The organism is Pseudomonas migulae NBRC 103157, assembly GCF_002091715.1.
Lineage (GTDB): Bacteria > Pseudomonadota > Gammaproteobacteria > Pseudomonadales > Pseudomonadaceae > Aquipseudomonas > Aquipseudomonas migulae_A.
The window spans coordinates 50,515-76,929 of sequence record NZ_BDAG01000028.1; the positions used below are offsets into that span (position 1 = coordinate 50,515).

Annotated in this window: 22 protein-coding genes and 3 tRNA genes; 24 read left to right on the forward strand and 1 reads right to left on the reverse strand. The window is 57.7% G+C overall.

Annotated elements, in window-relative coordinates; all coding sequences use genetic code 11:
* Positions 1-17 precede the first annotated feature (17 nt).
* The 8 genes from grpE to PMI01S_RS20200 all read left to right on the forward strand — a co-directional run bounded on the left by grpE (position 18) and on the right by PMI01S_RS20200 (position 10,480).
* Positions 18-584, forward strand: coding sequence for a nucleotide exchange factor GrpE (gene grpE, locus PMI01S_RS20165; RefSeq protein ID WP_084321839.1), 567 nt, complete (start codon positions 18-20; stop codon positions 582-584).
* A gap of 102 nt (positions 585-686) precedes the next feature.
* Complete coding sequence (gene dnaK / locus PMI01S_RS20170) at positions 687-2,603, forward strand: molecular chaperone DnaK (RefSeq protein ID WP_017336462.1); 1,917 nt, start codon at positions 687-689, stop codon at positions 2,601-2,603.
* Positions 2,604-2,900: 297 nt separating this feature from the next.
* Positions 2,901-4,025, forward strand: a complete 1,125-nt coding sequence (dnaJ, locus tag PMI01S_RS20175; RefSeq protein WP_084321840.1) for a molecular chaperone DnaJ — start codon at positions 2,901-2,903, stop codon at positions 4,023-4,025.
* Between the two features lie 9 nt (positions 4,026-4,034).
* Positions 4,035-4,841 carry a 4-hydroxy-tetrahydrodipicolinate reductase gene (gene dapB / locus PMI01S_RS20180; protein ID WP_084321841.1) on the forward strand — a complete coding sequence of 269 codons (807 nt, stop codon included), beginning with the start codon at positions 4,035-4,037 and terminating at the stop codon, positions 4,839-4,841.
* Between the two features lie 258 nt (positions 4,842-5,099).
* The gene (carA, locus tag PMI01S_RS20185; protein ID WP_084321842.1) at positions 5,100-6,236 is read left to right on the forward strand and encodes a glutamine-hydrolyzing carbamoyl-phosphate synthase small subunit; all 1,137 of its coding nucleotides are present in this window, start codon (positions 5,100-5,102) and stop codon (positions 6,234-6,236) included.
* A gap of 116 nt (positions 6,237-6,352) precedes the next feature.
* Positions 6,353-9,574 (forward strand): carbamoyl-phosphate synthase large subunit, encoded by a 3,222-nt coding sequence (gene carB, locus PMI01S_RS20190; RefSeq protein ID WP_084321843.1) that lies wholly within the window; start codon positions 6,353-6,355, stop codon positions 9,572-9,574.
* On the forward strand, positions 9,571-10,047 hold the full coding sequence (gene greA, locus PMI01S_RS20195) for a transcription elongation factor GreA (RefSeq protein WP_019651075.1): 477 nt from the start codon (positions 9,571-9,573) through the stop codon (positions 10,045-10,047). Before carB ends, greA begins: the two co-directional genes overlap by 4 nt.
* Before the next feature lie 28 nt (positions 10,048-10,075).
* Positions 10,076-10,480 (forward strand): MFS transporter, encoded by a 405-nt coding sequence (locus PMI01S_RS20200; protein WP_084321844.1) that lies wholly within the window; start codon positions 10,076-10,078, stop codon positions 10,478-10,480.
* A gap of 9 nt (positions 10,481-10,489) precedes the next feature.
* Here PMI01S_RS20200 and PMI01S_RS20205 read toward each other — a convergent pair whose 3' ends face one another.
* Positions 10,490-10,798, reverse strand: coding sequence for a YhbY family RNA-binding protein (locus PMI01S_RS20205; RefSeq protein ID WP_017336468.1), 309 nt, complete (start codon positions 10,796-10,798; stop codon positions 10,490-10,492).
* Positions 10,799-10,899: 101 nt separating this feature from the next.
* Here PMI01S_RS20205 and rlmE point away from each other — a divergent pair, with 101 nt between their 5' ends.
* From rlmE to PMI01S_RS20285, 16 genes are all read left to right on the forward strand, one after another.
* Positions 10,900-11,529, forward strand: a complete 630-nt coding sequence (gene rlmE, locus PMI01S_RS20210; RefSeq protein WP_007900501.1) for a 23S rRNA (uridine(2552)-2'-O)-methyltransferase RlmE — start codon at positions 10,900-10,902, stop codon at positions 11,527-11,529.
* 202 nt (positions 11,530-11,731) lie between these two features.
* Complete coding sequence (gene ftsH / locus PMI01S_RS20215; protein ID WP_084321845.1) at positions 11,732-13,642, forward strand: ATP-dependent zinc metalloprotease FtsH; 1,911 nt, start codon at positions 11,732-11,734, stop codon at positions 13,640-13,642.
* Positions 13,643-13,650: 8 nt separating this feature from the next.
* Positions 13,651-14,502, forward strand: a complete 852-nt coding sequence (gene folP / locus PMI01S_RS20220) for a dihydropteroate synthase (protein ID WP_084321846.1) — start codon at positions 13,651-13,653, stop codon at positions 14,500-14,502.
* 16 nt (positions 14,503-14,518) lie between these two features.
* Complete coding sequence (gene glmM, locus PMI01S_RS20225) at positions 14,519-15,856, forward strand: phosphoglucosamine mutase (protein ID WP_084321847.1); 1,338 nt, start codon at positions 14,519-14,521, stop codon at positions 15,854-15,856.
* Between the two features lie 66 nt (positions 15,857-15,922).
* Positions 15,923-16,678, forward strand: a complete 756-nt coding sequence (tpiA, locus tag PMI01S_RS20230; protein ID WP_084321848.1) for a triose-phosphate isomerase — start codon at positions 15,923-15,925, stop codon at positions 16,676-16,678.
* A gap of 4 nt (positions 16,679-16,682) precedes the next feature.
* Positions 16,683-17,066, forward strand: a complete 384-nt coding sequence (secG, locus tag PMI01S_RS20235) for a preprotein translocase subunit SecG (protein ID WP_084321849.1) — start codon at positions 16,683-16,685, stop codon at positions 17,064-17,066.
* A gap of 22 nt (positions 17,067-17,088) precedes the next feature.
* Positions 17,089-17,174, forward strand: a tRNA-Leu gene (locus PMI01S_RS20240).
* 96 nt (positions 17,175-17,270) lie between these two features.
* Positions 17,271-17,347, forward strand: a tRNA-Met gene (locus PMI01S_RS20245).
* A 138-nt stretch (positions 17,348-17,485) separates the two neighbouring features.
* Complete coding sequence (rimP, locus tag PMI01S_RS20250; RefSeq protein ID WP_010463487.1) at positions 17,486-17,944, forward strand: ribosome maturation factor RimP; 459 nt, start codon at positions 17,486-17,488, stop codon at positions 17,942-17,944.
* Between the two features lie 47 nt (positions 17,945-17,991).
* Positions 17,992-19,473, forward strand: a complete 1,482-nt coding sequence (nusA, locus tag PMI01S_RS20255; protein ID WP_007900474.1) for a transcription termination factor NusA — start codon at positions 17,992-17,994, stop codon at positions 19,471-19,473.
* A gap of 27 nt (positions 19,474-19,500) precedes the next feature.
* Positions 19,501-22,029, forward strand: coding sequence for a translation initiation factor IF-2 (gene infB, locus PMI01S_RS20260; RefSeq protein ID WP_084321850.1), 2,529 nt, complete (start codon positions 19,501-19,503; stop codon positions 22,027-22,029).
* A gap of 159 nt (positions 22,030-22,188) precedes the next feature.
* Positions 22,189-22,590 carry a 30S ribosome-binding factor RbfA gene (gene rbfA, locus PMI01S_RS20265; RefSeq protein WP_008149016.1) on the forward strand — a complete coding sequence of 134 codons (402 nt, stop codon included), beginning with the start codon at positions 22,189-22,191 and terminating at the stop codon, positions 22,588-22,590.
* 3 nt (positions 22,591-22,593) lie between these two features.
* Positions 22,594-23,511, forward strand: a complete 918-nt coding sequence (gene truB, locus PMI01S_RS20270) for a tRNA pseudouridine(55) synthase TruB (protein ID WP_017336477.1) — start codon at positions 22,594-22,596, stop codon at positions 23,509-23,511.
* A 118-nt stretch (positions 23,512-23,629) separates the two neighbouring features.
* Positions 23,630-23,899, forward strand: a complete 270-nt coding sequence (rpsO, locus tag PMI01S_RS20275; RefSeq protein ID WP_003176135.1) for a 30S ribosomal protein S15 — start codon at positions 23,630-23,632, stop codon at positions 23,897-23,899.
* Between the two features lie 195 nt (positions 23,900-24,094).
* Positions 24,095-26,200 carry a polyribonucleotide nucleotidyltransferase gene (pnp, locus tag PMI01S_RS20280; protein ID WP_007900459.1) on the forward strand — a complete coding sequence of 702 codons (2,106 nt, stop codon included), beginning with the start codon at positions 24,095-24,097 and terminating at the stop codon, positions 26,198-26,200.
* Positions 26,201-26,329: 129 nt separating this feature from the next.
* Positions 26,330-26,405, forward strand: a tRNA-Thr gene (locus PMI01S_RS20285).
* The last annotated feature ends 10 nt before the right edge of the window (positions 26,406-26,415 follow it).

The window sequence follows — 26,415 nt, forward strand, 5'->3', positions numbered from 1 at the left end:
ATTGAAAGGAGAAATCTATGGCTGACGAACAGACAGTGGATACGCAAAATCTAGACGCCGATCAGGCTGCCCAGGACTCGGGTGGTGATCTGGCGGCCCGTGTACAAGTGCTCGAAGAGCAACTGGCTGGCGCCCAGGATCAGGCTTTGCGTGTAGCAGCTGATCTGCAGAACGTCCGCCGCCGCGCCGAGCAGGATGTAGAAAAAGCGCACAAATTCGCCCTGGAAAAATTCGCAGGCGATTTGCTGCCGATCATCGACAGCCTGGAGCGTGGCCTGGAGTTGTCCAGCCCGGACGACGAAAGCATCCGTCCAATGCGCGAAGGCATCGAGCTGACCCTGAAAATGTTCCAGGACACCCTGAAGCGTTATCAGCTGGAGGCGATCGATCCGCATGGAGAACCGTTCAACGCCGTTCAACATCAGGCAATGGCCATGCAGGAAAGCGCCGACGTCGAGCCGAACAGCGTGCTCAAGGTGTTCCAGAAGGGCTATCAGCTCAACGGTCGTCTGCTGCGCCCGGCCATGGTCGTGGTCAGCAAGGCCCCTGCGCCAGTTTCGCCTTCTATTGACGAGCAGGCTTGAAATTAGCCGCAAGGCCCCCATTTAGAAGTCAAGCGTTTAAGTGCTACCGCAGTTAGCCACCACTGCTGCGGCAACCAAATCCAAAGTTTCGGGAGAGTGAACATGGGCAAAATTATCGGTATCGACCTGGGGACTACCAACTCCTGCGTCTCCGTGCTTGAAAACGGCGTAGCCAAAGTAATCGAAAACGCTGAAGGCGCGCGTACCACGCCGTCGATCATCGCTTACGCGAACGATGGCGAAATTCTCGTTGGCCAGTCGGCCAAGCGTCAGGCTGTGACCAATCCGCACAACACCCTGTATGCGGTGAAGCGTCTGATCGGTCGTAAGTTCGACGAAGAAGTCGTACAGAAAGACATCAAGATGGTCCCTTACAAAATCGCCAAGGCTGACAACGGCGACGCGTGGGTAGAAGTCAACGGCCAGAAAATGTCGCCGCCACAAATCTCGGCTGAAATTCTGAAGAAAATGAAGAAGACCGCCGAAGACTACCTCGGCGAGCCAGTGACCGAAGCGGTGATCACCGTTCCGGCCTACTTCAACGATAGCCAGCGTCAGGCGACCAAAGACGCCGGCCGCATCGCGGGCCTGGACGTTAAACGTATCATCAACGAACCGACCGCAGCCGCTCTGGCTTACGGTATGGACAAGGCGAAAGGCGATCACACCGTGATCGTTTACGACTTGGGCGGCGGTACTTTCGACGTTTCCGTGATCGAAATCGCTGAAGTCGATGGCGAGCACCAGTTCGAAGTATTGGCCACCAACGGTGACACGTTCCTGGGCGGTGAAGACTTTGACATTCGTCTGATCGACTACCTCGTCGACGAATTCAAGAAAGAAAGCGGCATGAACCTCAAGGGTGATCCGCTGGCCATGCAGCGCCTGAAAGAAGCCGCTGAAAAAGCCAAGATCGAACTGTCCTCGAGCATGTCGACCGACGTGAACCTGCCGTACATCACTGCAGACGCTACCGGTCCTAAGCACTTGAACGTGAAAATCTCCCGCGCCAAGCTCGAAGCGCTGGTAGAAGACCTGGTTCAACGCACCATCGAACCTTGCCGCATCGCTCTGAAAGACTCCGGCATCGACGTTGGCGCCATCAACGACGTGATCCTGGTCGGCGGTCAGACCCGTATGCCATTGGTTCAGAAGCTGGTGACCGAGTTCTTCGGCAAAGAAGCACGTAAAGACGTGAACCCGGACGAAGCCGTTGCCATGGGTGCTGCCATCCAGGGCGCCGTATTGGCCGGTGACGTGAAAGACGTTCTGCTGCTCGACGTCAGCCCGCTGACCCTGGGTATCGAAACCATGGGTGGCGTGATGACCGCGCTGATCGAGAAAAACACCACGATTCCTACCAAGAAATCGCAAGTGTTCTCGACTGCCGACGACAACCAGGGCGCCGTGACCATTCACGTGCTGCAAGGCGAGCGTAAGCAAGCCGCTCAGAACAAGTCCCTGGGCAAGTTCGACCTGGCCGAGATTCCACCAGCACCACGTGGCGTGCCACAAATCGAAGTGACCTTCGACATCGACGCCAACGGCATCCTGCACGTCGGCGCGAAAGACAAGGCTACCGGCAAGACTCAGTCGATCGTGATCAAGGCCAACTCCGGTCTGTCCGAGGAAGAGATTCAGCAGATGATTCGCGATGCTGAAGCCAATGCCGAGGAAGACAGCAAGTTCGAAGCGCTGGCAGCAGCCCGCAACCAGGGCGATGCACTGGTTCACTCGACTCGCAAAATGGTCGCAGACGCTGGCGATAAAGTGACTGCTGAAGAGAAGACTGCAATCGAAGCTGCCGTGGTTGCCCTGGAAGCCGCCGTCAAAGGCGACGACAAGGCTGCCATCGAAGCCAAGGTTGAAGAGCTGTCGAAAGTCTCCGCTCCAGTGGCGCAGAAGATGTACGCCGAACAGGCCCAGCCTGCTGAAGGCGCTGCACCGCAAGGCGAATCGGCTGAGAAGGCCGACGATGTTGTCGATGCCGAGTTCGAAGAAGTCAAAGACCACAAGTAAGTTAGTGGTCGCCCGGTTGACTGCCTTAAGGCGGTGACTGGTAGGATGTCGCCGCGCGGGAGCTTGCTCCCGCGTTGGCGTGTCTGGAGTACACGAATTTTTACAGCATGCGACAGCGTTCGTGTGTTGGCGGTATGGCCGAAGATGCTCCTGCTTTTCGAGCCGACAGTACTGCAATGAATCAAAGACCAGGATCGTTGAATTGACGTGAGTTGGGTCCGGGCCTGTATTGGGGCTCAACGAGTTTGACGAGGCTCAGGAGAGGTTTGTCGAACGTCCTTAAGAGTGCAAAGACTTATGGCAAAGCGTGACTATTACGAAGTATTGGGTGTTGAGCGTGGCTCGAGCGAAGCGGACCTGAAGAAGGCCTACCGTCGCTTGGCGATGAAGCACCACCCGGACCGTAATCCCGATGACAAAGCGTCGGAAGAGATGTTCAAAGAGGCCAATGAGGCCTACGAAGTGTTGTCCGATTCCAGCAAGCGCGCGGCGTACGACCAGTATGGTCATGCCGGTGTCGACCCAAGCATGGGTGGCGGCGGTGCCGGGTTTGGCGGTCAGAATTTCTCCGACATCTTTGGCGATGTCTTCAGTGATTTCTTCGGTGGCGGTCGCGGCGGTGCTCGTGGCGGCGCCCAGCGCGGCAGCGACCTGCGTTACACCCTGGAGCTGAATCTGGAAGAAGCGGTGCGCGGTACCACCGTTAACATCCGCGTTCCGACACTGGTCAACTGCAAGCCATGCGATGGCTCGGGTGCCAAGAAAGGCTCCTCGCCGGTCACCTGCCCGACGTGCGGCGGTATCGGTCAGGTCCGCATGCAGCAAGGTTTCTTCTCGGTGCAGCAGACCTGTCCGCGCTGCCATGGTCAGGGCAAGATCATTTCCGATCCGTGCACTTCCTGCAACGGTGACGGTCGCGTTGAAGAGTACAAAACACTTTCCGTGAAAGTGCCGGCCGGTGTCGACACGGGTGATCGCATTCGTCTGTCCGGCGAAGGCGAGGCGGGTGCTCAGGGCGGTCCGACTGGCGACCTGTACGTGGTGATCAATGTGCGCGAGCACGCGATCTTCCAGCGCGATGGCAAGCACCTGTTCTGCGAAGTGCCGATCAGCTTCGTCGATGCGGCGCTGGGTGGCGAGCTGGAGATTCCGACCCTCGATGGGCGGGTCAAACTGAAAATCCCAGAAGGGACTCAGACCGGCAAACAATTCCGTGTGCGCGGCAAAGGTGTTGCGCCCGTGCGTGGTGGCGGTGCCGGCGACCTGATGTGTCGTGTGGCGGTCGAAACCCCGGTCAACCTGGGGCGTCGTCAGCGCGAATTGCTGGAAGAGTTCCGCAGTTCTCTGGCGGACGATAACAGCCATTCGCCGAAAACCACCGGTTGGTTCGAAGGCGTGAAGCGCTTCTTTGGCGACCTGTAAGGAGTGAGCATGCGACGTATAGCTGTGATGGGCGCTGCTGGCCGCATGGGCAAAATCCTGGTCGAAGCCGTGCAGCAGCGCGCGCCGCTGACCGGCCTGACCGCTGCCATCGTGCGCCCCGGCAGCACGCTGATTGGTGTGGATGCCGGTGAGCTGGCTTCGTTGGGGCGTATCGGCGTACCGCTGTCCAGTCATGTGGAAGCGGTGGCTGAAGAGTTCGATGTGTTGATCGACTTCACGCTCCCGGAAGTCATGCTGAAAAACCTGGCGTTCTGCCGTAAGGCAGGCAAGGCCATGGTGATCGGCACGACCGGTCTGGACGCTGCGCAGAAGCAGTTGCTGGTTGAGGCGGGCAAGGACATTCCTATCGTGTTCGCGGCCAACTTCAGTGTCGGGGTGAACCTGTCGCTGAAGCTGCTCGACATGGCTGCTCGTGTGTTGGGCGATGATGCGGATATCGAAATCATCGAGGCTCACCATCGGCACAAGATCGATGCACCTTCAGGCACGGCCCTGCGCATGGGTGAAGTGATTGCCAGTGCGCTGGATCGTGATTTGCAGAAGGTGGCGGTCTACGGGCGTGAAGGTCACACCGGTGCGCGTGAGCGTGAAACGATCGGTTTTGCGACTGTGCGCGGCGGGGATGTGGTGGGTGATCACACAGTGCTGTTCGCCTGTGAGGGGGAACGCCTCGAAATCACGCACAAGGCGTCGAGTCGCATGACATTCGCCAAGGGCGCGGTGCGTGCGGCGTTGTGGCTGGACGGTCGCGAGCCTGGTCTTTACGACATGCAAGACGTGCTTGACCTGCGTTAAGATGCACCCGAAACCGGGTTCCAGCCCAGCGTTGGACCCGGTTTTATTACGCCAAGCGACGTCCTGTCGCATTCTCCGGCCTTTAAGGCTCATTGGCGGTAGACCAAAAATGCCTTTTTCTGTAAGCTACAGCTTTAGTGTGTCCACTAAAAGCGCGCAGAATAATTCAGTGAAGAAGCGGGGTGACGTGTCCATACGTCACTCCGCTTTTTTACAACCTGCGATCGCCCTTTCAGGCTTTATTTACGGGAGGTCTTCTTGACTAAGCCAGCCATACTCGCCCTTGCTGATGGCAGCATTTTTCGCGGCGAAGCCATTGGAGCCGACGGTCAAACCGTTGGTGAGGTGGTGTTTAACACCGCAATGACCGGCTATCAGGAAATCCTTACCGATCCTTCCTACGCCCAACAGATAGTTACCCTGACTTACCCGCACATCGGCAACACCGGCACCACGCCGGAAGACGCCGAGTCCGACCGCGTCTGGTCCGCTGGCTTGGTTATCCGCGACCTGCCGCTGGTTGCGAGCAACTGGCGTAACACGATGTCCCTGTCCGACTACCTGCAAGCCAACAACGTTGTGGCCATCGCCGGTATCGACACCCGCCGCCTGACGCGCATCCTGCGTGAAAAAGGCGCGCAGAACGGCTGCATCATGGCCGGTGACAACATTTCCGAAGAAGCCGCCATCGCCGCCGCTCAGGGTTTCCCTGGCCTCAAAGGCATGGACCTGGCGAAAGTCGTCAGCACCACGGAGAAGTATGAGTGGCGTTCGACTGTGTGGGATTTGAAAACCGACAGTCACGCGACTATCGAAGCCTCCGAGCTGCCGTACCACGTGGTTGCCTATGACTACGGCGTCAAGCTGAACATCCTGCGCATGCTGGTCGAGCGCGGTTGCCGCGTGACCGTGGTGCCGGCTCAAACGCCTGCTGCTGACGTGCTGGCGATGAAACCGGACGGCGTGTTCCTGTCCAACGGCCCTGGCGATCCGGAGCCTTGCGACTACGCGATCCAGGCGATCAAGGATGTGCTGGAAACCGAGATTCCGGTCTTCGGTATCTGCCTCGGTCACCAACTGCTGGCCCTGGCCTCCGGCGCCAAGACCCTGAAAATGGGGCACGGCCACCACGGTGCCAACCACCCGGTCCAGGATCTGGACAGCGGTGTGGTGATGATCACCAGCCAGAACCACGGTTTTGCGGTAGACGAAGCGACCCTGCCAGCCAACGTTCGCGCGATTCACAAATCGCTGTTCGACGGCACCCTGCAAGGTATCGAGCGTACCGACAAGAGCGCCTTCAGCTTCCAGGGTCACCCTGAAGCCAGCCCTGGCCCGAACGACGTAGCACCACTGTTCGATCGCTTCATCAACGAAATGGCCAAGCGACGCTGATCGCTCGCTTTGATGCAGCAAAGCCTGAGGGTGGTCCCGACACCGGCGACCCCTCAGGCTTCACAGATTGAACAAGACGGCTTGCCGACTGACCTGCGGATTTGAGTGACAAACCCATGCCAAAACGTACAGACATTAAAAGCATCCTGATTCTCGGCGCTGGCCCGATCGTTATCGGCCAGGCCTGCGAATTCGACTACTCCGGCGCCCAGGCCTGCAAAGCCCTGCGCGAAGAGGGTTACCGCGTCATCCTGGTGAACTCCAACCCAGCGACCATCATGACCGACCCGGACATGGCCGACGCCACCTACATCGAACCGATCAAATGGCAGACCGTTGCCAAGATCATCGAGAAAGAGCGTCCGGACGCGCTGCTGCCAACCATGGGTGGCCAGACCGCCCTGAACTGCGCCCTGGATCTGGAGCGCGAAGGCGTCTTGGAGAAGTTCGGCGTAGAAATGATCGGTGCCAACGCCGACACCATCGACAAGGCTGAAGACCGTTCGCGCTTCGACAAGGCCATGAAGTCCATCGGCCTGGATTGCCCGCGTTCGGGTATCGCCCACAGCATGGAAGAAGCCAACGCAGTGCTCGAGAAGCTGGGCTTCCCGTGCATCATCCGTCCGTCCTTCACCATGGGTGGTACAGGTGGCGGTATCGCTTACAACCGTGAAGAGTTCGAAGAAATCTGCGCCCGTGGTCTGGATCTTTCGCCAACCAAAGAACTGCTGATCGACGAATCCCTGATTGGCTGGAAAGAGTACGAGATGGAGGTTGTCCGCGATAAGAAGGACAACTGCATCATCGTCTGCTCCATTGAAAACTTTGACCCGATGGGCGTGCACACCGGTGACTCGATCACTGTTGCGCCGGCACAGACCCTGACGGACAAGGAATACCAGATCATGCGTAACGCCTCCCTGGCGGTACTGCGCGAGATCGGCGTGGAAACCGGTGGTTCCAACGTCCAGTTCGGCATCTGCCCGGACACTGGTCGCATGGTGGTCATCGAGATGAACCCGCGGGTATCCCGTTCCTCGGCCCTGGCTTCGAAAGCCACCGGTTTCCCGATTGCACGGATCGCTGCAAAGCTGGCGATCGGCTATACCTTGGACGAGCTGCAGAACGAAATCACCGGGGGCGCTACTCCGGCGTCGTTCGAGCCGTCGATCGACTACGTCGTCACCAAGCTGCCGCGTTTCGCCTTCGAGAAATTCCCGAAAGCCGACGCACGCCTGACCACTCAAATGAAGTCGGTCGGTGAAGTCATGGCCATCGGCCGGACCTTCCAGGAATCCCTGCAGAAAGCCCTGCGCGGCCTGGAAGTTGGCGTTTGCGGCCTCGACGAGAAGCTCGACCTGAGCAATCCGGAAAGCATGAGCATCCTCAAGCGCGAACTGACCGTGCCGGGCGCCGAGCGCATCTGGTACGTGGCTGACGCATTCCGCGCCGGACTGTCGGTCGAAGACATCTTCGGCATGAACATGATCGACCCGTGGTTCCTGGTACAGATCGAAGATCTGATCAAGGAAGAAGAGAAGGTCAAGACCCTGGGTCTGGCCAGCATAGACCGCGACCTGATGTTCAAGCTCAAGCGCAAAGGCTTCTCGGACATGCGTCTGGCCAAGCTGCTGGGCGTGACCGAAAAAGCTTTGCGTCGCCACCGTCACAAGCTGGAGATCTTCCCGGTCTACAAGCGCGTTGACACCTGCGCGGCCGAGTTCGCCACCGACACCGCCTACATGTACTCGACTTACGAGGAAGAGTGCGAAGCAGCGCCGTCGGGCCGCGACAAGATCATTATCCTTGGCGGCGGTCCAAACCGTATCGGCCAGGGCATCGAGTTCGACTACTGCTGCGTACACGCGGCACTGGCCCTGCGCGAAGACGGTTACGAGACCATCATGGTCAACTGCAACCCGGAAACCGTTTCCACCGACTACGACACCTCCGATCGCCTGTACTTCGAGCCAGTGACTCTGGAAGACGTGCTGGAAATCTGCCGGGTCGAGAAGCCGAAAGGCGTGATCGTCCAGTACGGCGGCCAGACCCCGTTAAAACTGGCTCGCGCCCTGGAAGAAGCCGGCGTGCCGATCATCGGCACCAGCCCCGACGCCATCGACCGTGCCGAAGACCGTGAGCGCTTCCAGCAGATGGTTGAGCGTCTGAACCTGCGTCAGCCGCCAAACGCCACCGTGCGCAGCGAAGACGAAGCGATTCGTGCCGCTGCCAAGATCGGTTACCCGCTGGTGGTGCGCCCGTCCTACGTACTGGGCGGCCGTGCGATGGAAATCGTCTACGAAGAAGAAGAGCTCAAGCGCTACCTGCGTGACGCAGTGAAAGTGTCCAACGACAGCCCGGTGCTGCTCGACCACTTCCTCAACTGCGCCATCGAAATGGACGTGGATGCGGTCTGCGACGGCACCGATGTGGTGATCGGCGCGATCATGCAGCACATCGAGCAGGCTGGCGTTCACTCCGGTGACTCCGCGTGCTCCCTGCCGCCGTACTCGCTGCCTGCCCACATCCAGGACGAGATGCGCGAACAGGTCAAGAAGATGGCCCTGGAACTGGGCGTGGTCGGCCTGATGAACGTTCAGTTGGCGCTGCAAGGCGAAGACATCTACGTCATCGAAGTCAACCCGCGCGCTTCTCGTACCGTGCCGTTCGTGTCCAAGTGCATCGGTGTTTCCCTGGCGATGATCGCAGCACGCGTCATGGCCGGTAAAACCCTGAAGGAAATCGGCTTCACCAAGGAAATCATTCCGAACTTCTACAGCGTGAAAGAGGCGGTGTTCCCATTCGCCAAATTCCCTGGCGTGGACCCGATCCTCGGTCCAGAGATGAAGTCCACCGGTGAAGTGATGGGCGTGGGCGACACCTTCGGCGAAGCATTTGCCAAAGCTCAAATGGGTGCCAGCGAAGTGCTGCCGACCGGCGGTACCGCGTTCATCAGCGTGCGTGACGACGACAAGCCACTGGTTGCAGGTGTGGCCCGTGATCTGATCAACTTGGGCTTCGAAGTGGTCGCCACTGCCGGTACTGCCAAGCTGATCGAAGCCGCAGGCCTGAAAGTGCGTCGTGTGAACAAGGTGACCGAGGGGCGTCCGCACGTGGTCGACATGATCAAGAATGACGAAGTCACTCTGATCATCAACACCACCGAAGGTCGTCAGTCGATCGCTGATTCCTACTCCATTCGTCGTAATGCCTTGCAGCACAAGATCTACTGCACCACCACCATTGCTGCTGGCGAAGCTATCTGCGAAGCGCTGAAGTTCGGTCCCGAGAAGACCGTGCGCCGCTTGCAGGATCTACACGCAGGATTGAAGGCATGATCAAATACCCAATGACCGTCAAGGGCGCTAAAGCCCTGGAAGAAGAACACGCTCATCTGACCAAGGTCGTTCGTCCGAAACTCAGTCAGGACATCGGTACGGCCCGCGAGTTGGGTGACTTGAAGGAAAACGCCGAGTACCACGCTGCCCGCGAGCAGCAAGGTATGGTCGAGGCGCGGATTCGTGACATCGAAGGCCGGATTCAGAATCAGGTCATCATCGACGTCACGACCATTCCTCACACCGGCAAAGTGATCTTCGGCACCACCGTTGAAATCGCCAACGTCGAAACGGATGAGCGCGTCACTTACCACATCGTGGGTGAGGATGAGGCTGACTTCAAACTCGGCAAGATTTCGGTAGGTTCGCCATTGGCCCGCGCCTTGATTGCCAAGGAAGAGGGGGATGTGGTCGCCGTGAAAACGCCAGGTGGCGTTATCGAGTACGAGATTGTCGAAGTTCGCCACATCTAACCGCAGGCGCCCGCTTCGTGCGGGCGCGATGCTTTGGAAGCTGACTCAGATGTTGTGGGTCGGTGGCCTGTGGCTGTTGCATATCGGTCTGCTGCCGGTGCTGGGCCGAATTGGCCTGGCGCCGCTGCTGATCGACGAAATTGCAGGCATGCTGAACTCGCTGATGGTGGGGTTCGCCGCAGCGTGCGTGATTTTTCAGGCTTTGGTGCTGGTTCAGGCCGAGGGCCTTGCCAGTCTATGGCGCGATATTCGTGGGCAACTGCTGATGATGGTGCTGTATGCGTGCGCGATGTATGTCGCGGTGCGTGTCGGTTGGCCGGATGCGGTGCGTTGGCAGGTGTTCAGTTATCTGGTTCTGGGTTTTTCCGGGTTGGTGCTGGTGTTGCAGCCCGTGCCGGGATGGAGTGGCAGGGTGCGCGAAGCACACCCTTGACCCTTGCCATCATTTGAAGCGATGGACGTTCGACAGCTGCTTGTTGACGCTGAAGTTCTTGCGGTAAATCAGTGCCATCTTGCCGATGACCTGAACCAGATCCGCTTTGCCGGCCTTGCAGAGCTCTGCAATGGACGCCAGGCGCGATTCGCGATCGAGGATGTTGAGCTTGATTTTGATCAGCTCGTGATCCGCCAAAGCGCGTTCAAGTTCGGCTAACACACCTTCAGTCAAACCGTTGTCAGCCACAATCAACACTGGTTTCAGATGGTGGCCAATGGATTTGTACTGTTTCTTCTGCTCTTGAGTGAGCGGCATAATCTGACCCTTTAGTCTGGATTCTGTAAAATGGCGGCCATTTTACCCGAGGGTTCGTGGATCCGCCCAATTAATCACGACCCTTATCATCGAGGTGCCCAATGGCGCGTTCCAAGACAAGCCTTGGTTGGCTGAAAAGACATGTCAATGATCCCTATGTGAAGCAGGCGCAGAAGGATGGTTACCGCTCGCGTGCGAGTTACAAGCTTCTGGAGGTCCAGGAGAAATACAAACTGATCCGTCCGGGTATGAGCGTTGTCGACCTGGGGGCGGCGCCTGGCGGCTGGTCGCAGGTCACTAGTCGGCTGATCGGCGGTCAGGGTCGTCTGATCGCCTCGGACATCCTGGAAATGGACAGCATTCCGGACGTGACTTTCATCCAGGGTGACTTCACCCAGGACGAAGTGCTCGCTCAGATCCTTGAAGCCGTGGGTAATTCGCAGGTGGACCTTGTGATTTCCGATATGGCCCCCAATATGAGTGGTACGCCTGAGGTGGATATGCCAAAAGCCATGTTTCTATGTGAGCTGGCGCTTGATCTGGCGGCTCGGATACTCAAGCCGGGTGGTAATTTCGTGATCAAGGTGTTTCAGGGCGAAGGGTTTGATGCTTATGTGAAGGACGCTCGTCAGAAATTCGACAAGGTCCAGATGATCAAGCCGGACTCGTCCCGTGGCAGTTCCCGCGAGCAATACATGCTGGCTTGGGGCTACCGCGGCCGTAGTGAGTAAATCGAGGTTTTTTTGCGGGTCGATAGGATTTTCGTATTTCGTCCCGTGAGCATTAGCGAATATTGTGTAGAAAGTGTTTCACAAAGGGTTACAGACGGCGCCTGCCAGAGCCGTAGGTAATGTAGTAAGTTAGGCCGGTGAATATCATGCGAAGCGCGCGCCATTAGCGGAGCTTGCTTCAGAGGGTAGTTAATTGAACGATATGGCAAAGAATCTGATCCTGTGGTTGATCATCGCGGCTGTCCTGGTGACGGTGATGAACAACTTCTCCAGCCCTAACGAGCCGCAGACCCTCAACTATTCCGACTTCATCCAGCAGGTCAAGGATGGCAAGGTCGAGCGCGTAGCCGTTGATGGCTATGTGATTACCGGTAAGCGCAACGATGGCGACAGCTTCAAGACCATCCGTCCCGCTATCCAGGACAACGGTCTGATCGGCGACCTCGTGGACAACCACGTGGTAGTCGAAGGCAAGCAGCCTGAGCAGCAAAGCATCTGGACTCAACTCCTGGTCGCGAGCTTCCCGATCCTGGTGATCATTGCCGTGTTCATGTTCTTCATGCGCCAGATGCAGGGCGGCGCCGGAGGCAAGGGCGGGCCGATGAGCTTCGGCAAGAGCAAGGCGCGCCTGCTCTCCGAAGATCAGGTGAAAACCACTCTGGCTGACGTTGCCGGTTGCGACGAAGCGAAGGAAGAAGTCGGCGAACTGGTCGAATTCCTTCGTGATCCGGGCAAGTTCCAGCGTCTGGGTGGTCGCATTCCCCGTGGCGTGCTGATGGTCGGTCCTCCGGGTACCGGTAAAACCTTGCTGGCCAAGGCGATTGCCGGCGAAGCCAAAGTGCCGTTCTTCACCATTTCCGGTTCCGATTTCGTCGAAATGTTCGTCGGCGTCGGTGCCAGTCGTGTTCGCGACATGTTCGAGCAGGCCAAGAAGCACGCGCCATGCATCATTTTCATCGATGAAATCGACGCCGTCGGTCGCCATCGTGGTGCCGGCATGGGCGGTGGTCATGACGAGCGTGAGCAGACCCTCAACCAGTTGCTGGTAGAGATGGACGGCTTCGAAATGAATGACGGCATCATCGTCATTGCCGCAACCAACCGTCCGGACGTACTTGACCCTGCGTTGCTGCGTCCGGGCCGTTTCGACCGTCAGGTCGTGGTCGGTCTGCCGGATATCCGCGGTCGTGAGCAAATTCTCAAGGTCCACATGCGCAAAGTGCCAATGGGCGACGACGTTGCTCCGGCGGTGATTGCTCGTGGTACGCCTGGCTTCTCCGGTGCTGACCTGGCCAACCTCGTGAACGAGGCGTCGTTGTTCGCTGCCCGTACCGGCAAGCGCATCGTTGAAATGAAAGAGTTCGAGCTGGCCAAAGACAAGATCATGATGGGCGCAGAGCGCAAATCCATGGTCATGTCCGAGAAAGAGAAGCAGAACACCGCTTATCACGAAGCAGGCCATGCCATTGTTGGTCGCGTCGTGCCAGAGCATGATCCGGTCTACAAGGTGTCGATCATCCCGCGCGGTCGTGCGCTGGGTGTGACCATGTTCCTGCCGGAAGAAGATCGTTACAGCCTGTCCAAGCGTGCATTGATCAGCCAGATCTGCTCGCTGTACGGCGGCCGTATCGCAGAAGAAATGACCCTGGGCTTCGACGGTGTGACCACTGGTGCCTCCAACGACATCATGCGTGCCAGCCAGATTGCGCGGAACATGGTGACCAAGTGGGGTCTTTCGGAAAAACTCGGTCCGTTGATGTATGCCGAAGAAGAGGGCGAAGTGTTCCTCGGTCGCGGCGGCGGTGGTCAGAGTGCAAGTTTCTCCGGTGAGACAGCCAAGCTGATCGACTCCGAAGTACGCAGCATCATTGATCAGTGCTACGGCACGGCCAAACAGATCCTCACGGATAACCGTGACAAGCTCGACGCCATGGCCGATGCCCTGATGAAGTATGAAACGATCGATGCTGATCAGATCGACGACATCATGGCGGGTCGTACGCCTCGCGAACCTCGCGACTGGTCGGGCGGCACCGGTTCTTCCGGAACACCTCCGGCAGTGCAGGATCCGCGTCCAGAAACACCGATCGGCGGTCCGGCTGCTGACGTTTAAGGTTTGAAATGACTTTTGTTCAGTCCTCGACCCGGTTGCCTTGCGGCAACCGGGTTCTTGATTTGGCCCAGACGCATGTCATGGGCATTCTCAATGTCACTCCTGATTCCTTTTCCGACGGCGGCCAATACAGCCAGCTCGATGCGGCCTTGCGCCACGCTGAGGCAATGGTGTTGGCTGGCGCGACGCTGATTGATGTCGGCGGCGAATCGACCCGGCCCGGTGCCAGGGCGGTTTCGCCCCTCGAAGAGCTGGAGCGTGTAGCGCCGATCGTTGAGCGCATCAATCGCGAGCTGGATGTGATCATCTCGGTCGATACCTCTACGCCAGCCGTCATGCGCGAAACCGCGCGGCTGGGGGCGGGTTTGATCAATGACGTCCGCGCGTTGCGCCGAGAAGGCGCACTGGACGCGGCGGCGGACACCGGTTTACCGGTCTGTCTGATGCATATGCTTGGTGAGCCGGGCGACATGCAGGACGATCCGCATTATCAGGACGTGACCAAAGAGGTGGGCGAGTTTCTCGCCGAGCGAATGGCGCAGTGTGCATTGGTCGGAATTCCGGCTGAGCGGATCATTCTGGACCCGGGTTTCGGCTTCGCCAAAAACTTGCAGCACAATCTAAGTTTGTTCAAACATATGGAAGCCCTGCATGTCTTCGGGCGCCCTCTGTTGGTCGGGGTTTCGCGCAAGAGCATGATAGGTCAGGCCTTGAATCGCCCGGTCGGAGAGCGACTGCATGGCAGCTTGGCACTCGCGGCGCTGGCTTCATTCAAGGGTGCGCGTATATTGCGCGTCCATGATGTGGCCGAAACCGTCGATGTGGTGCGAATGATCGCTGCAGTGGAATCAGCCGAATAAGAATGATGGAGTACTTATGACTAAGAAATACTTTGGTACCGACGGGATTCGTGGTCGGGTCGGCGAATATCCGATTACTCCTGAATTCATGCTCAAGCTAGGCTGGGCTGCAGGTATGGCGTTCCGCAAAATGGGCGCCTGCAAGGTGCTGGTGGGTAAGGACACCCGGATCTCCGGGTATATGTTCGAATCGGCGCTCGAGGCCGGGCTGACTTCGGCGGGTGCCGACGTGATGCTCCTGGGCCCGATGCCGACCCCTGCCATCGCTTATCTGACGCGTACTTTCCATGCCGAAGCCGGAATCGTGATCAGCGCTTCGCACAATCCTCATGATGACAATGGCATCAAGTTTTTCTCCGGAAAGGGTACCAAGCTGCCTGATGAAGTCGAGCACATGATCGAAGAATTGCTCGACACTCCGATGACCGTTGTTGAGTCGAGCAAGATCGGCAAAGTGTCGCGAATCAATGATGCTTCGGGCCGTTATATCGAGTTTTGCAAGAGTAGCGTGCCGACCGGTACCAGCTTTTCGGGTCTGAAGATCGTGATCGATTGCGCTCACGGTGCGACCTACAAGGTAGCGCCGAGCGTGTTCCGCGAGCTGGGGGCCGACGTTGTCGTGCTTTCTGCACAGCCGAACGGCCTCAATATCAATGACAACTGCGGTTCCACCCATATGGGGCAGTTGCAGGCTGCCGTGCTGGCTGAGCACGCCGACCTGGGGATTGCTTTCGACGGTGATGGCGATCGGGTTCTGATGGTCGATCACACAGGCGCCGTCGTCGATGGTGACGAACTTTTGTTCATCATTGCTCGCGACCTGCATGAGCGTGACCTGTTGAAAGGCGGCGTGGTCGGGACATTGATGAGTAACCTCGGGCTGGAACTGGCCCTCGCGGATCTGTCGATTCCCTTTGTACGTGCGAACGTCGGTGACCGTTACGTGATCGCGGATCTGCTGGAACGCAACTGGCTGGTGGGTGGTGAGAACTCGGGCCATATCGTTTGCTTCAATCACACCACCACCGGTGATGCGATCATTGCAGCGCTGCAGGTGCTGATGGCGTTGAAGACGCGCTCCGAGGGGCTGGCTCAAGCCCGTCAGTCCTTGCGCAAGTGTCCTCAGGTGTTGATCAATGTGCGTTTCGGTGGTGGTGCGAGCCCGCTGGATCATCCGTCGGTCAAAGAGGCCAGCGAGCGCGTGACCAAAGCCATGGCGGGCCGTGGGCGCGTGCTGTTGCGCAAGTCCGGTACGGAGCCGTTGGTACGAGTTATGGTCGAAGGCGAGGACGAAACACAGGTTCGCGGCTACGCCGAAGAGCTGGCAAAACTGGTTACTGAAGTTTCTGCCTGAATTCGGCTTGCCAGCCATGATTGTGTTGGGTAACATCTGCGCCCACTTTGACCGACGAGGTACAGCATGCGTCGCCCTATGGTAGCTGGTAACTGGAAGATGCACGGTACCCGCGCCAGCGTCGCTGAGCTGATCAAAGGCTTGCGTGATTTGGCCTTGCCGAGCGGTGTTGATGTAGCGGTATTCCCGTCTTTCTTGCATGTCAATCAAGTGATTGATGGTCTGGAAGGGAGGTCGATCAAGGTCGGCGCGCAGAACGCTGCGGTGGAATCCAAGCAAGGTGCATTGACTGGTGAAGTTGCGCCGAGTCAGTTGGCTGATGAAGGTTGTTCCCTGGTGCTTGTCGGGCATTCCGAACGCCGCCAGATCATCGGCGAGAATGATGAAACACTGATTCGCAAGTTCGCAGCGGCACAGGAATGTGGCTTGATTCCCGTGTTGTGCATAGGGGAAACCCTCGAGCAGCGTGAAGCCGGTAAAACTCTTGAAGTTGTCGGGCATCAGCTTGGCAGCGTCATCGAGAAGCTGGGTGTCGGTGTTTTTGCAAAGGCAGTAATCGCTTACGAGCCGGTCTGGGCCATTGGCACCGGGCTGACTGCTTCGCCGCAACAGGCGCAGGATGTGCATGCAGCCATTCGCGCTCAGTTGGCGGCAGAGAATTCTGAAGTTGCACAAGGTGTGCGACTTCTATACGGCGGCAGCGTGAAGGCGGCCAATGCGGTCGAACTGTTCGGCATGCCGGATATCGATGGGGGGCTCATTGGTGGAGCTTCCCTGAATGCAGATGAGTTCGGTGCGATTATTCGCGCCGCGGGAAACTGAAAAAATGCTGGAAACAGTCGTAGTCGTTTTTCATCTGCTGGGTGCATTGGGCGTAGTTGCTCTGGTATTGCTGCAGCAGGGTAAAGGTGCGGATGCTGGCGCGTCTTTCGGAGCAGGTGCTTCAAATACTGTGTTCGGAAGCCAAGGTTCCTCTACCTTTCTTAGTAAGTTTACTGCTATACTTGCCGCCGGTTTCTTCATAACCAGCTTGGGGTTAGGTTACTTTGCTAAAGAGAAGGCTCACCAGCTGACTCAAGTAGGTTTGCCAAGCCCGGCAGTGTTGGAAGTTCCAAAGCAACAACCGGCTTCTGATGATGTTCCGGTGCTTCAAGAGCAAAAGTCGGCTACTCCAGCGACTGACGTACCTCCAGCTCAAGAGCAGAAGTAAGAAGGGTTTCAAACTTTGTATTGCCGAGGTGGTGGAATTGGTAGACACGCAACCTTGAGGTGGTTGTGCCCATAGGGTGTAGGGGTTCGAGTCCCCTTCTCGGTACCAATTATCAGGAGAGCCCGCTGTTGCGGGCTTTCTTGTAGGTGGAAGGTTACATTGACCCTGTAAGGGATCGGTCGTATACTTCCGCCCCAGCTTTGTCGCGGGGTGGAGCAGTCTGGTAGCTCGTCGGGCTCATAACCCGAAGGTCGTCGGTTCAAATCCGGCCCCCGCAACCAGTTTAAGGAGCCCCTTTTAAGGGGCTTTTTGTTAGCTGGACACTTTCTACGCCGCTGTTCGACGGCGTTTCAAGGATGGGCGTTTCGCCCATTTTTTTATTTTGCATAGCATGCACATACATGCACGAGGGGGTTCAGGTGTCGAGCAAGCTAGAAGAGTTGCAGGCCTTGTTGGCCCCGGTGGTCGTGGCCCTAGGCTATGAATGCTGGGGTATTGAGTTCTCGGCTCAAGGTCGCCACTCAATGTTGCGCGTTTATATTGATAAAGAAGGCGGCGTGCTGGTGGACGATTGCGCCATCGTCAGCCGTCAGATCAGCGGTGTTCTGGATGTTGAAGATCCAATCGCCGTTGAATACACCCTTGAAGTTTCCTCGCCTGGCATGGAACGCCCGCTGTTCACTATTGAGCAGTTTGCAAAATTTGCCGGTGAACAAGTGAAGATCAAGCTGCGCTCGCCTTTTGAAGGACGACGCAACTTTCAGGGCCTTCTGCGCGGTGTAGAAGAGCAGGACGTCGTGGTGCAGGTAGAAGACCATGAATTCCTGTTGCCGATCGATATGATCGACAAGGCCAACATTATTCCCAGTTTTGACTGAGACGCGGATCCCGCGGATCCAATGGCTTGCGAAAGGCGAGGCGTACGATGAGCAAAGAAGTACTGCTGGTTGTTGAGTCGGTATCCAATGAAAAGGGCGTACCGGCAAACGTAATTTTTGAAGCGCTGGAGCTGGCTCTGGCCACCGCTACCAAAAAGCGGTTTGAGGACGAAGTCGATCTGCGTGTGGAAATCAATCGCCACACCGGTGCTTACGAGACCTTCCGTCGCTGGACGGTTGTCGAAGAAGCAGACCTGGACGATCCGGCCATCGAAACCTGGCCGAGCAAGGTTGCCGAAACGCATCCTGGCGCCAAGGTTGGCGATGTAGTCGAAGAAAAAATCGAATCCATCGAGTTCGGCCGTATCGCTGCACAGACTGCCAAGCAAGTCATTGTGCAGAAAGTTCGCGAAGCCGAGCGTGCTCAAGTCGTTGACGCCTATCGCGAGCGCCTGGGGGAAATCATCTCCGGCACTGTGAAGAAAGTGACCCGCGACAACGTGATCGTCGATCTGGGCAACAACGCCGAAGCGTTGCTGGCTCGTGAAGACATCATCTCTCGCGAAACCTTCCGGGTTGGTGTGCGCCTGCGTGCACTGCTCAAGGAAATCCGCACCGAGAATCGCGGCCCGCAGCTGATCCTGTCGCGTACCGCGCCGGAAATGCTGATCGAGTTGTTCCGCATCGAAGTGCCGGAAATCGCTGAAGGCCTGATCGAAGTAATGGCTGCCTCCCGTGACCCGGGTTCGCGCGCCAAGATCGCGGTCCGCTCCAAGGACAAACGCATCGACCCGCAAGGCGCTTGCATTGGTATGCGCGGCTCGCGCGTCCAGGCAGTGTCGGGTGAGTTGGGCGGTGAGCGTGTGGACATCGTCCTGTGGGACGACAACCCGGCTCAGTTCGTGATCAATGCAATGTCGCCGGCTGAAGTGGCGGCAATTATCGTTGACGAAGATGCCCATGCAATGGACATCGCCGTTGGCGCAGACAATCTGGCTCAGGCCATCGGTCGTGGTGGTCAGAACGTGCGTCTGGCTAGCCAATTGACTGGCTGGACCCTGAACGTGATGACCGAATCGGACATCCAGGCTAAGCAGCAAGCAGAAACCGGCGACATCCTGCGCAACTTCATCGACGAGCTGGAAGTCGACGAAGACCTGGCACAGGTGCTGGTAGATGAAGGCTTCACCAGCCTGGAAGAGATTGCCTACGTACCGTTGGAAGAAATGCTCAACATCGACGGCTTTGACGAAGAAACCGTCAACGAGCTTCGCGCTCGTGCCAAGGATCGTTTGTTGACCAAAGCCATCGCTACTGAGGAAAAGCTGGCAGACGCCCATCCGGCCGAAGACCTGCTCTCGCTTGAGGGTATGGACAAGGATTTGGCGATGGAACTGGCGGTGCGCGGCGTAATTACCCGCGAAGACCTGGCCGAGCAGTCTATTGACGACCTGCTCGACATCGACGGCATTGACGATGATCGTGCCGGCAAGTTGATCATGGCCGCCCGAGCCCACTGGTTCGAGTAATTAGGCGCGGCCTGAGGAGAGAAGTGCATGACGCAAGTCACGGTGAAACAACTGGCCGATGAGGTCAAAACACCGGTAGAGCGCCTGTTGCAGCAGATGCGTGAGGCAGGTCTGCCGCACACCGCCGCCGAAGAACATGTGACTGACAGTGAGAAGCAATCTTTGCTGACTCACTTGAAAAGCAGCCACAAGGCGAAAGTGGAAGAACCACGCAAGATTACACTGCAGCGTAAAACCACCAGCACCTTGCGTGTTGCTGGCAGCAAAAGCATCAGTGTTGAAGTCCGTAAAAAGAAAGTTTTCGTACAGCGCAGCCCGGAAGAAATCGAAGCCGAGCGCAAACGCGAACTGGAAGAACGTCGCGCAGTAGAAAATGCTGCCCGTCAGAAGGCTGAAGAAGAAGCCAAGCGTCGCGCCGAAGAAGAAGCGCGTCGCCAGCCTGCTGCTGCGCAAACCGCTTCCAACGACGCCGTTGCAGCGCCGGTTGCAGTTGCCGAACCCGTACGTGAAAGCGCACCGGTTGTTGCAGCTGCCCCTGCTCCGTCTGCTGACGTTCGCAACAAGCAGAACGAACAGCGCCGTCCGGACAAACCACGTGCCGACGATAACAATCGTCGTGGCAGTGGCGATGGCGAGCGCAAAAACGCTCCACATCGTGCTTCGGTCAAAGAGAAAGCGCCTGCTCCACGTGTTGCGCCACGTACTACCGACGAAGAAAGCGATGGCTTCCGTCGTGGTGGTCGCGGCAAGGCCAAGCTGAAGAAACGCAACGCTCACGGTTTCCAGAGCCCAACCGGCCCTGTAGTGCGCGAAGTGAAGATCGGCGAGACCATCACTGTTGGCGATCTCGCCCAGCAGATGTCGGTCAAGGCTGCTGAAATCATCAAGTTCATGTTCAAACTGGGTACTCCAGCGACCATCAACCAGGTACTGGACCAGGAAACTGCCCAACTGGTTGCTGAAGAGCTGGGCCACAAAGTGACCCTGGTCAGCGACACCGCCCTGGAAGATTCCCTGGCCGAGTCCCTGAAGTTTGAAGGCGAAGCGTTCTCCCGAGCTCCGGTCGTGACCGTAATGGGCCACGTTGACCACGGTAAGACCTCGCTGCTCGACTACATCCGTCGTGCCAAGGTAGCTGCAGGCGAAGCCGGCGGTATCACCCAGCACATCGGCGCGTACCACGTTGAAACCGAACGCGGCATGGTTACCTTCCTCGACACCCCGGGTCACGCCGCGTTTACCGCAATGCGTGCTCGTGGTGCCAAGGCGACCGACATCGTGATCCTGGTGGTTGCAGCGGACGACGGCGTTATGCCGCAGACCGTTGAAGCTGTTCAGCACGCGAAGGCTGCCGGTGTTCCGCTGGTTGTAGCTGTGAACAAAATCGACAAGCCGGGCGCCGATCTCGATCGCATCCGTAGCGAGCTGTCGGTTCACGGCGTGACTTCGGAAGAGTGGGGCGGCGACACCCCGTTCGTATCGGTTTCGGCGAAAGTCGGTACTGGCGTGGACGAGTTGCTCGAAGCTGTTCTGCTGCAAGCCGAAGTTCTGGAACTGAAAGCAACTCCATCGGCTCCAGGTCGTGGCGTTGTGGTTGAATCGCGTCTCGACAAAGGTCGTGGCCCGGTTGCAACCGTTCTGGTTCAAGACGGTACCCTGCGCCAAGGCGACATGGTGCTGGTCGGTTCGAACTATGGCCGTGTACGTGCCATGCTCGACGAGAACGGCAAGCCAATCAAAGAAGCCGGTCCTTCCATCCCTGTCGAGATCCTCGGCCTGGACGGTACTCCGGATGCTGGCGACGAGATGAGCGTAGTTGCTGACGAGAAGAAAGCCCGTGAAGTGGCTCTGTTCCGTCAAGGCAAGTTCCGCGAAGTCAAGCTGGCCCGTGCTCACGCCGGCAAGCTTGAAAACATCTTCGAGAACATGGGTCAGGAAGAGAAGAAGACGCTCAACATCGTCCTCAAATCCGACGTCCGTGGTTCGCTGGAAGCGTTGAACGGTGCCTTGAACGGCCTGGGTAACGACGAAGTGCAAGTGCGTGTTGTCGGTGGCGGTGTCGGTGGTATCACCGAGTCCGACGCCAACCTGGCACTGGCCTCCAACGCTGTACTGTTCGGCTTCAACGTGCGTGCCGATGCCGGCGCTCGCAAGATCGTCGAGCAGGAAGGTCTGGATATGCGTTACTACAACGTGATCTACGACATCATCGAAGACGTCAAGAAAGCCCTCACCGGTATGCTGGGCAGCGATGTTCGCGAGAACATCCTGGGTATCGCTGAAGTGCGTGACGTGTTCCGTTCGCCGAAGTTTGGCGCGATCGCCGGTTGCATGGTGATCGAAGGTGTTGTTCACCGTAACCGTCCAATCCGTGTACTGCGTGAAGACATCGTTATCTTCGAAGGCGAGCTGGAATCCCTGCGCCGCTTCAAGGATGACGCTTCCGAAGTACGTGCCGGCATGGAATGCGGTATCGGCGTGAAGAGCTACAACGACGTCAAAGTCGGTGACAAGATCGAAGTCTTCGAGAAGGTTCAGGTTGCTCGCAGCCTCTAACTCGCGCACTTCAAGGGCCACGCCAAGCCGCCGCATGCAAATGCGCGGCACGGCGTCAGGACTCTAAACGCAACGCCCGGTCTGGCTTTTGTCAGGCCGGGCGTTTGCCGCTTTCAGACCCTTCGGGTTTCACCGTGGGGCAGTAACAGGTAACAAGACATGGCAAAAGAATACAGCCGTACCCAACGTATCGGCGATCAGATGCAGCGTGAGCTGGCACAGCTGATCCGTCGTGAAGTCAAAGACCCGCGCGTTGGCCTGGTCACCATTACCGCTGTTGAAGTCAGCCGTGACGTCGGTCACGCCAAGATCTTCATCACCGTGATGGGTCAGGACAACGCCGAAGACATCGCGCAGAGCATCAAGGTGCTCAACTCCGCCGCCGGTTTCCTGCGCATGCAGTTGGCCCGCGAAATGAAGTTGCGCAGCGTTCCGCAGTTGCACTTCCACTACGACGAAAGCGTCGTGCGTGGTGCGCACCTGTCGGCCCTGATCGAGCGTGCGGTGGCTGAAGACAATCAGCACCCGGTTGCGGCAGAAGCCGAAGACACCAAGGAGTAATCGGTGGCTCAGGTCAAACGTATCCGTCGTAACGTCAGCGGCATAATCCTGCTCGACAAACCGCTGGGGTTCACCTCCAACGCGGCGTTGCAGAAGGTCCGCTGGTTGCTGAATGCCGAGAAGGCCGGGCACACCGGCAGTCTCGATCCGCTGGCCACCGGCGTTTTGCCGTTGTGCTTCGGTGAGGCCACCAAGTTCTCGCAATACCTGCTCGACTCCGACAAGGGTTACGAAACCCTGGCGCAACTGGGCAAAACCACCACCACGGCGGATGCCGAAGGTGAAGTTTTGCAGGAACGCCCGGTGACCGTTGGTCGATCCGATGTCGAAGCGGTACTGCCGAAATTTCGTGGGCAAATCAGTCAGATACCGCCGATGTACTCGGCGCTCAAGCGTGATGGCCAGCCGCTGTACAAGCTGGCACGTGCAGGCGAAGTAGTGGAGCGCGAACCGCGTTCTGTTACTATTGCGCGCTTGGAATTGCTGGCCTTTGAAGGTGATACTGCGCGACTTGCGGTGGATTGCAGCAAAGGTACCTATATCCGCACCCTGGTGGAGGATATCGGTGAGCAACTCGGTTGTGGTGCTTACGTTGCAGAGTTGCGACGTACCCAGGCCGGGCCTTTCACGCTGGCGCAGACGGTCACGCTTGAAGAGCTGGAAGCGGTACATGCCGAAGGCGGCAACGAAGCGGTCGATCGCTTCCTGATGCCATCGGACAGCGGCCTGCTGGATTGGCCACTGTTGCAATTCTCGGAGCACAGCTCGTTCTACTGGCTCAACGGCCAACCGGTACGAGCCCCGGATGCACCGAAGTTCGGCATGGTACGGGTACAGGATCACAACGGTCGCTTCATCGGTATCGGTGAAGTGAGCGAAGACGGGCGCATCGCGCCGCGTCGACTGATTCGGTCAGAATGACCGGACGAGGGTGGCTGTTAACAGGCACGGTCACTTCCTCATTTTTAGATACAGGGATTTGTCCCTGGCCTGTTGAAGCTGTTTTTCTGAAACAGTTTCCTGATAAAAGGATTGCCTCATGGCTCTCGACGTTCAAGAAAAAGCTCAAATCGTAGCTGACTACCAGCAAGCTGTTGGTGACACTGGTTCGCCAGAAGTGCAAGTTGCACTGCTGACCCACAACATCAACAAACTGCAAGGTCACTTCAAGGCCAACGGTAAAGATCACCACTCCCGTCGTGGTCTGATCCGCATGGTAAACCAGCGCCGTAAGCTGCTGGACTACCTGAAAGGCAAGGATCTGGGCCGTTACCAGGCTCTGATCGGTCGCCTGGGTCTGCGTCGCTAACAAGCGATTGCGCTAGAGGTTGGTTGTCTGTCGTACGTCAGTGGGTTTTCCGCTGGCGTATGGCAGGCTCCCAGCCTCAAGTTTTATCTGGATACACGTTTTACCCTGGACAGGCGTTGGGCCGATTCCCGACATTGCCCAAGAATTTCGCAAGAAGACAAGTTCCCCAAGAGCCACAAAAGAAGGTAGGACACCGTGAACCCGGTAATCAAAAAATTCCAGTTCGGTCAGTCGACCGTTACCCTCGAGACTGGCCGCATCGCCCGTCAGGCCTCCGGCGCAGTATTGGTCACCGTTGACGACGACGTCAGCGTATTGGTGACCGTAGTCGGTGCCAAGCAAGCCGATCCAGGCAAGGGCTTCTTCCCTCTGTCCGTTCACTACCAGGAAAAGACTTACGCTGCCGGTAAGATCCCTGGCGGTTTCTTCAAGCGTGAAGGCCGTCCTTCCGAGAAAGAAACCCTGACTTCCCGACTGATCGACCGTCCGATCCGTCCGCTGTTCCCTGAAGGCTTCATGAACGAAGTGCAGGTTGTCTGCACCGTCGTTTCCACCAGCAAGAAGACCGATCCGGACATCGCTGCGATGATCGGTACCTCGGCTGCTCTGGCCATCTCCGGCATTCCTTTCGATGGCCCGATCGGCGCTGCCCGCGTTGCGTTCCACGAAAGCACCGGCTACCTGCTGAACCCGACTTACGAACAACTGAAAGCGTCGAGCCTGGACATGGTCGTTGCCGGTACTTCGGAAGCCGTTCTGATGGTTGAATCGGAAGCCAAAGAGCTGACCGAAGACCAGATGCTGGGCGCAGTACTGTTTGCTCACGACGAGTTCCAGGTTGTGATCAACGCTGTCAAAGAACTGGCCGCCGAAGCTGCCAAGCCGACCTGGACCTGGGCTCCACAGCCAGAAGCCACTGCTCTGCTGGGCGCTATCCGTGCCGAGTTCGGCGAAGCGATCTCCCAGGCTTACACCATCACCGTCAAAGCCGACCGTTATGCACGTCTGGGCGAGCTGAAAGACCAGGTGGTTGCCAAGCTGTCCGGTGAAGAAGGCCAGCCGACTTCCGCTGAAGTCAAAGCTGCTTTCGGCGAAATCGAATACCGCACCGTTCGCGAAAACATCGTTAACGGCAAGCCACGTATCGACGGCCGCGACACCAAGACCGTACGTCCTTTGAACATCGAAGTCGGTGTTCTGCCAAAGACCCACGGTTCGGCACTGTTCACCCGTGGTGAAACCCAGGCTCTGGTTGTTGCAACACTGGGCACCGCCCGTGACGCACAGCTGCTGGACACCCTGGAAGGCGAGAAAAAAGACCCGTTCATGCTGCACTACAACTTCCCTCCGTTCTCGGTAGGTGAATGTGGTCGCATGGGTGGCGCTGGTCGTCGCGAAATCGGTCACGGCCGTCTGGCCCGTCGTTCCGTTCAGGCCATGCTGCCTGCCGCCGACGTGTTCCCGTACACCATCCGTGTTGTGTCGGAAATCACCGAGTCCAACGGTTCGAGCTCCATGGCTTCGGTCTGCGGCGCTTCCCTGGCCTTGATGGACGCCGGCGTTCCGATGAAGGCACCGGTTGCCGGTATCGCGATGGGTCTGGTTAAAGAAGGCGAGAAATTCGCCGTCCTGACCGACATCCTGGGTGACGAAGACCACCTCGGCGACATGGACTTCAAAGTAGCCGGTACCGCCAAAGGCGTGACCGCGCTGCAGATGGACATCAAGATCAAAGGCATCACCGAAGAAATCATGGAGATCGCTCTGGGCCAAGCCCTGGAAGCGCGCCTGAATATCCTCGGTCAGATGAACCAGATCATTGGCCAGTCGCGTACCGAACTGTCGGAAAACGCTCCGACCATGATCGCGATGAAAATCGACACCGACAAAATCCGCGATGTCATCGGTAAAGGCGGCGCGACCATTCGTGCGATCTGTGAAGAGACCAAGGCTTCGATCGACATCGAAGACGACGGTTCGATCAAGATCTTCGGCGAAACCAAGGAAGCGGCTGAAGCAGCACGTCAACGCGTTCTGGGCATCACCGCAGAAGCTGAAATCGGCAAGATCTACGTCGGTAAGGTTGAGCGCATCGTCGACTTCGGCGCATTCGTCAACATCCTGCCAGGCAAGGATGGTCTGGTTCACATCTCGATGCTGAGCGACGCTCGCGTTGAGAAAGTGACCGACATCCTGAAAGAAGGCCAGGAAGTGGAAGTGCTGGTACTGGACGTGGACAACCGCGGCCGTATCAAGCTGTCCATCAAAGACGTCGCAGCAGCCAAGGCTTCGGGCGTTTAATCACCCCCACGCCTGACCGCTTCAACGTTGTAAAAATGCCCCGCAGTGAAAACTGCGGGGCATTTTTTTGTCTGTGAAACAGGGCATGAAGTTGCTGGCTTTCGAACCCGGTGCTAGGTTTAGCCCACCGCCCGTGTAGCTCAGCCGGTAGAGCAGCGCACTCGTAACGCGAAGGTCGCAGGTTCGATTCCTGTCTCGGGCACCATCCCCTCCGT

Excerpts from the sequence above, each read along its gene's own strand:
- grpE (WP_084321839.1), top strand. The coding sequence starts at position 18 with ATGGCTGACGAACAGACAGTGGATACGCAAAATCTAGACGCCGATCAG.
- dnaK (WP_017336462.1), top strand. The coding sequence starts at position 687 with ATGGGCAAAATTATCGGTATCGACCTGGGGACTACCAACTCCTGCGTC.
- dnaJ (WP_084321840.1), top strand. The coding sequence starts at position 2,901 with ATGGCAAAGCGTGACTATTACGAAGTATTGGGTGTTGAGCGTGGCTCG.
- dapB (WP_084321841.1), top strand. The coding sequence starts at position 4,035 with ATGCGACGTATAGCTGTGATGGGCGCTGCTGGCCGCATGGGCAAAATC.
- carB (WP_084321843.1), top strand. The coding sequence starts at position 6,353 with ATGCCAAAACGTACAGACATTAAAAGCATCCTGATTCTCGGCGCTGGC.
- greA (WP_019651075.1), top strand. The coding sequence starts at position 9,571 with ATGATCAAATACCCAATGACCGTCAAGGGCGCTAAAGCCCTGGAAGAA.
- PMI01S_RS20200 (WP_084321844.1), top strand. The coding sequence starts at position 10,076 with ATGCTTTGGAAGCTGACTCAGATGTTGTGGGTCGGTGGCCTGTGGCTG.
- PMI01S_RS20205 (WP_017336468.1), bottom strand. The coding sequence starts at position 10,798 with ATGCCGCTCACTCAAGAGCAGAAGAAACAGTACAAATCCATTGGCCAC.
- rlmE (WP_007900501.1), top strand. The coding sequence starts at position 10,900 with ATGGCGCGTTCCAAGACAAGCCTTGGTTGGCTGAAAAGACATGTCAAT.
- ftsH (WP_084321845.1), top strand. The coding sequence starts at position 11,732 with ATGGCAAAGAATCTGATCCTGTGGTTGATCATCGCGGCTGTCCTGGTG.
- folP (WP_084321846.1), top strand. The coding sequence starts at position 13,651 with ATGACTTTTGTTCAGTCCTCGACCCGGTTGCCTTGCGGCAACCGGGTT.
- glmM (WP_084321847.1), top strand. The coding sequence starts at position 14,519 with ATGACTAAGAAATACTTTGGTACCGACGGGATTCGTGGTCGGGTCGGC.
- tpiA (WP_084321848.1), top strand. The coding sequence starts at position 15,923 with ATGCGTCGCCCTATGGTAGCTGGTAACTGGAAGATGCACGGTACCCGC.
- secG (WP_084321849.1), top strand. The coding sequence starts at position 16,683 with ATGCTGGAAACAGTCGTAGTCGTTTTTCATCTGCTGGGTGCATTGGGC.
- nusA (WP_007900474.1), top strand. The coding sequence starts at position 17,992 with ATGAGCAAAGAAGTACTGCTGGTTGTTGAGTCGGTATCCAATGAAAAG.
- infB (WP_084321850.1), top strand. The coding sequence starts at position 19,501 with ATGACGCAAGTCACGGTGAAACAACTGGCCGATGAGGTCAAAACACCG.
- rbfA (WP_008149016.1), top strand. The coding sequence starts at position 22,189 with ATGGCAAAAGAATACAGCCGTACCCAACGTATCGGCGATCAGATGCAG.
- rpsO (WP_003176135.1), top strand. The coding sequence starts at position 23,630 with ATGGCTCTCGACGTTCAAGAAAAAGCTCAAATCGTAGCTGACTACCAG.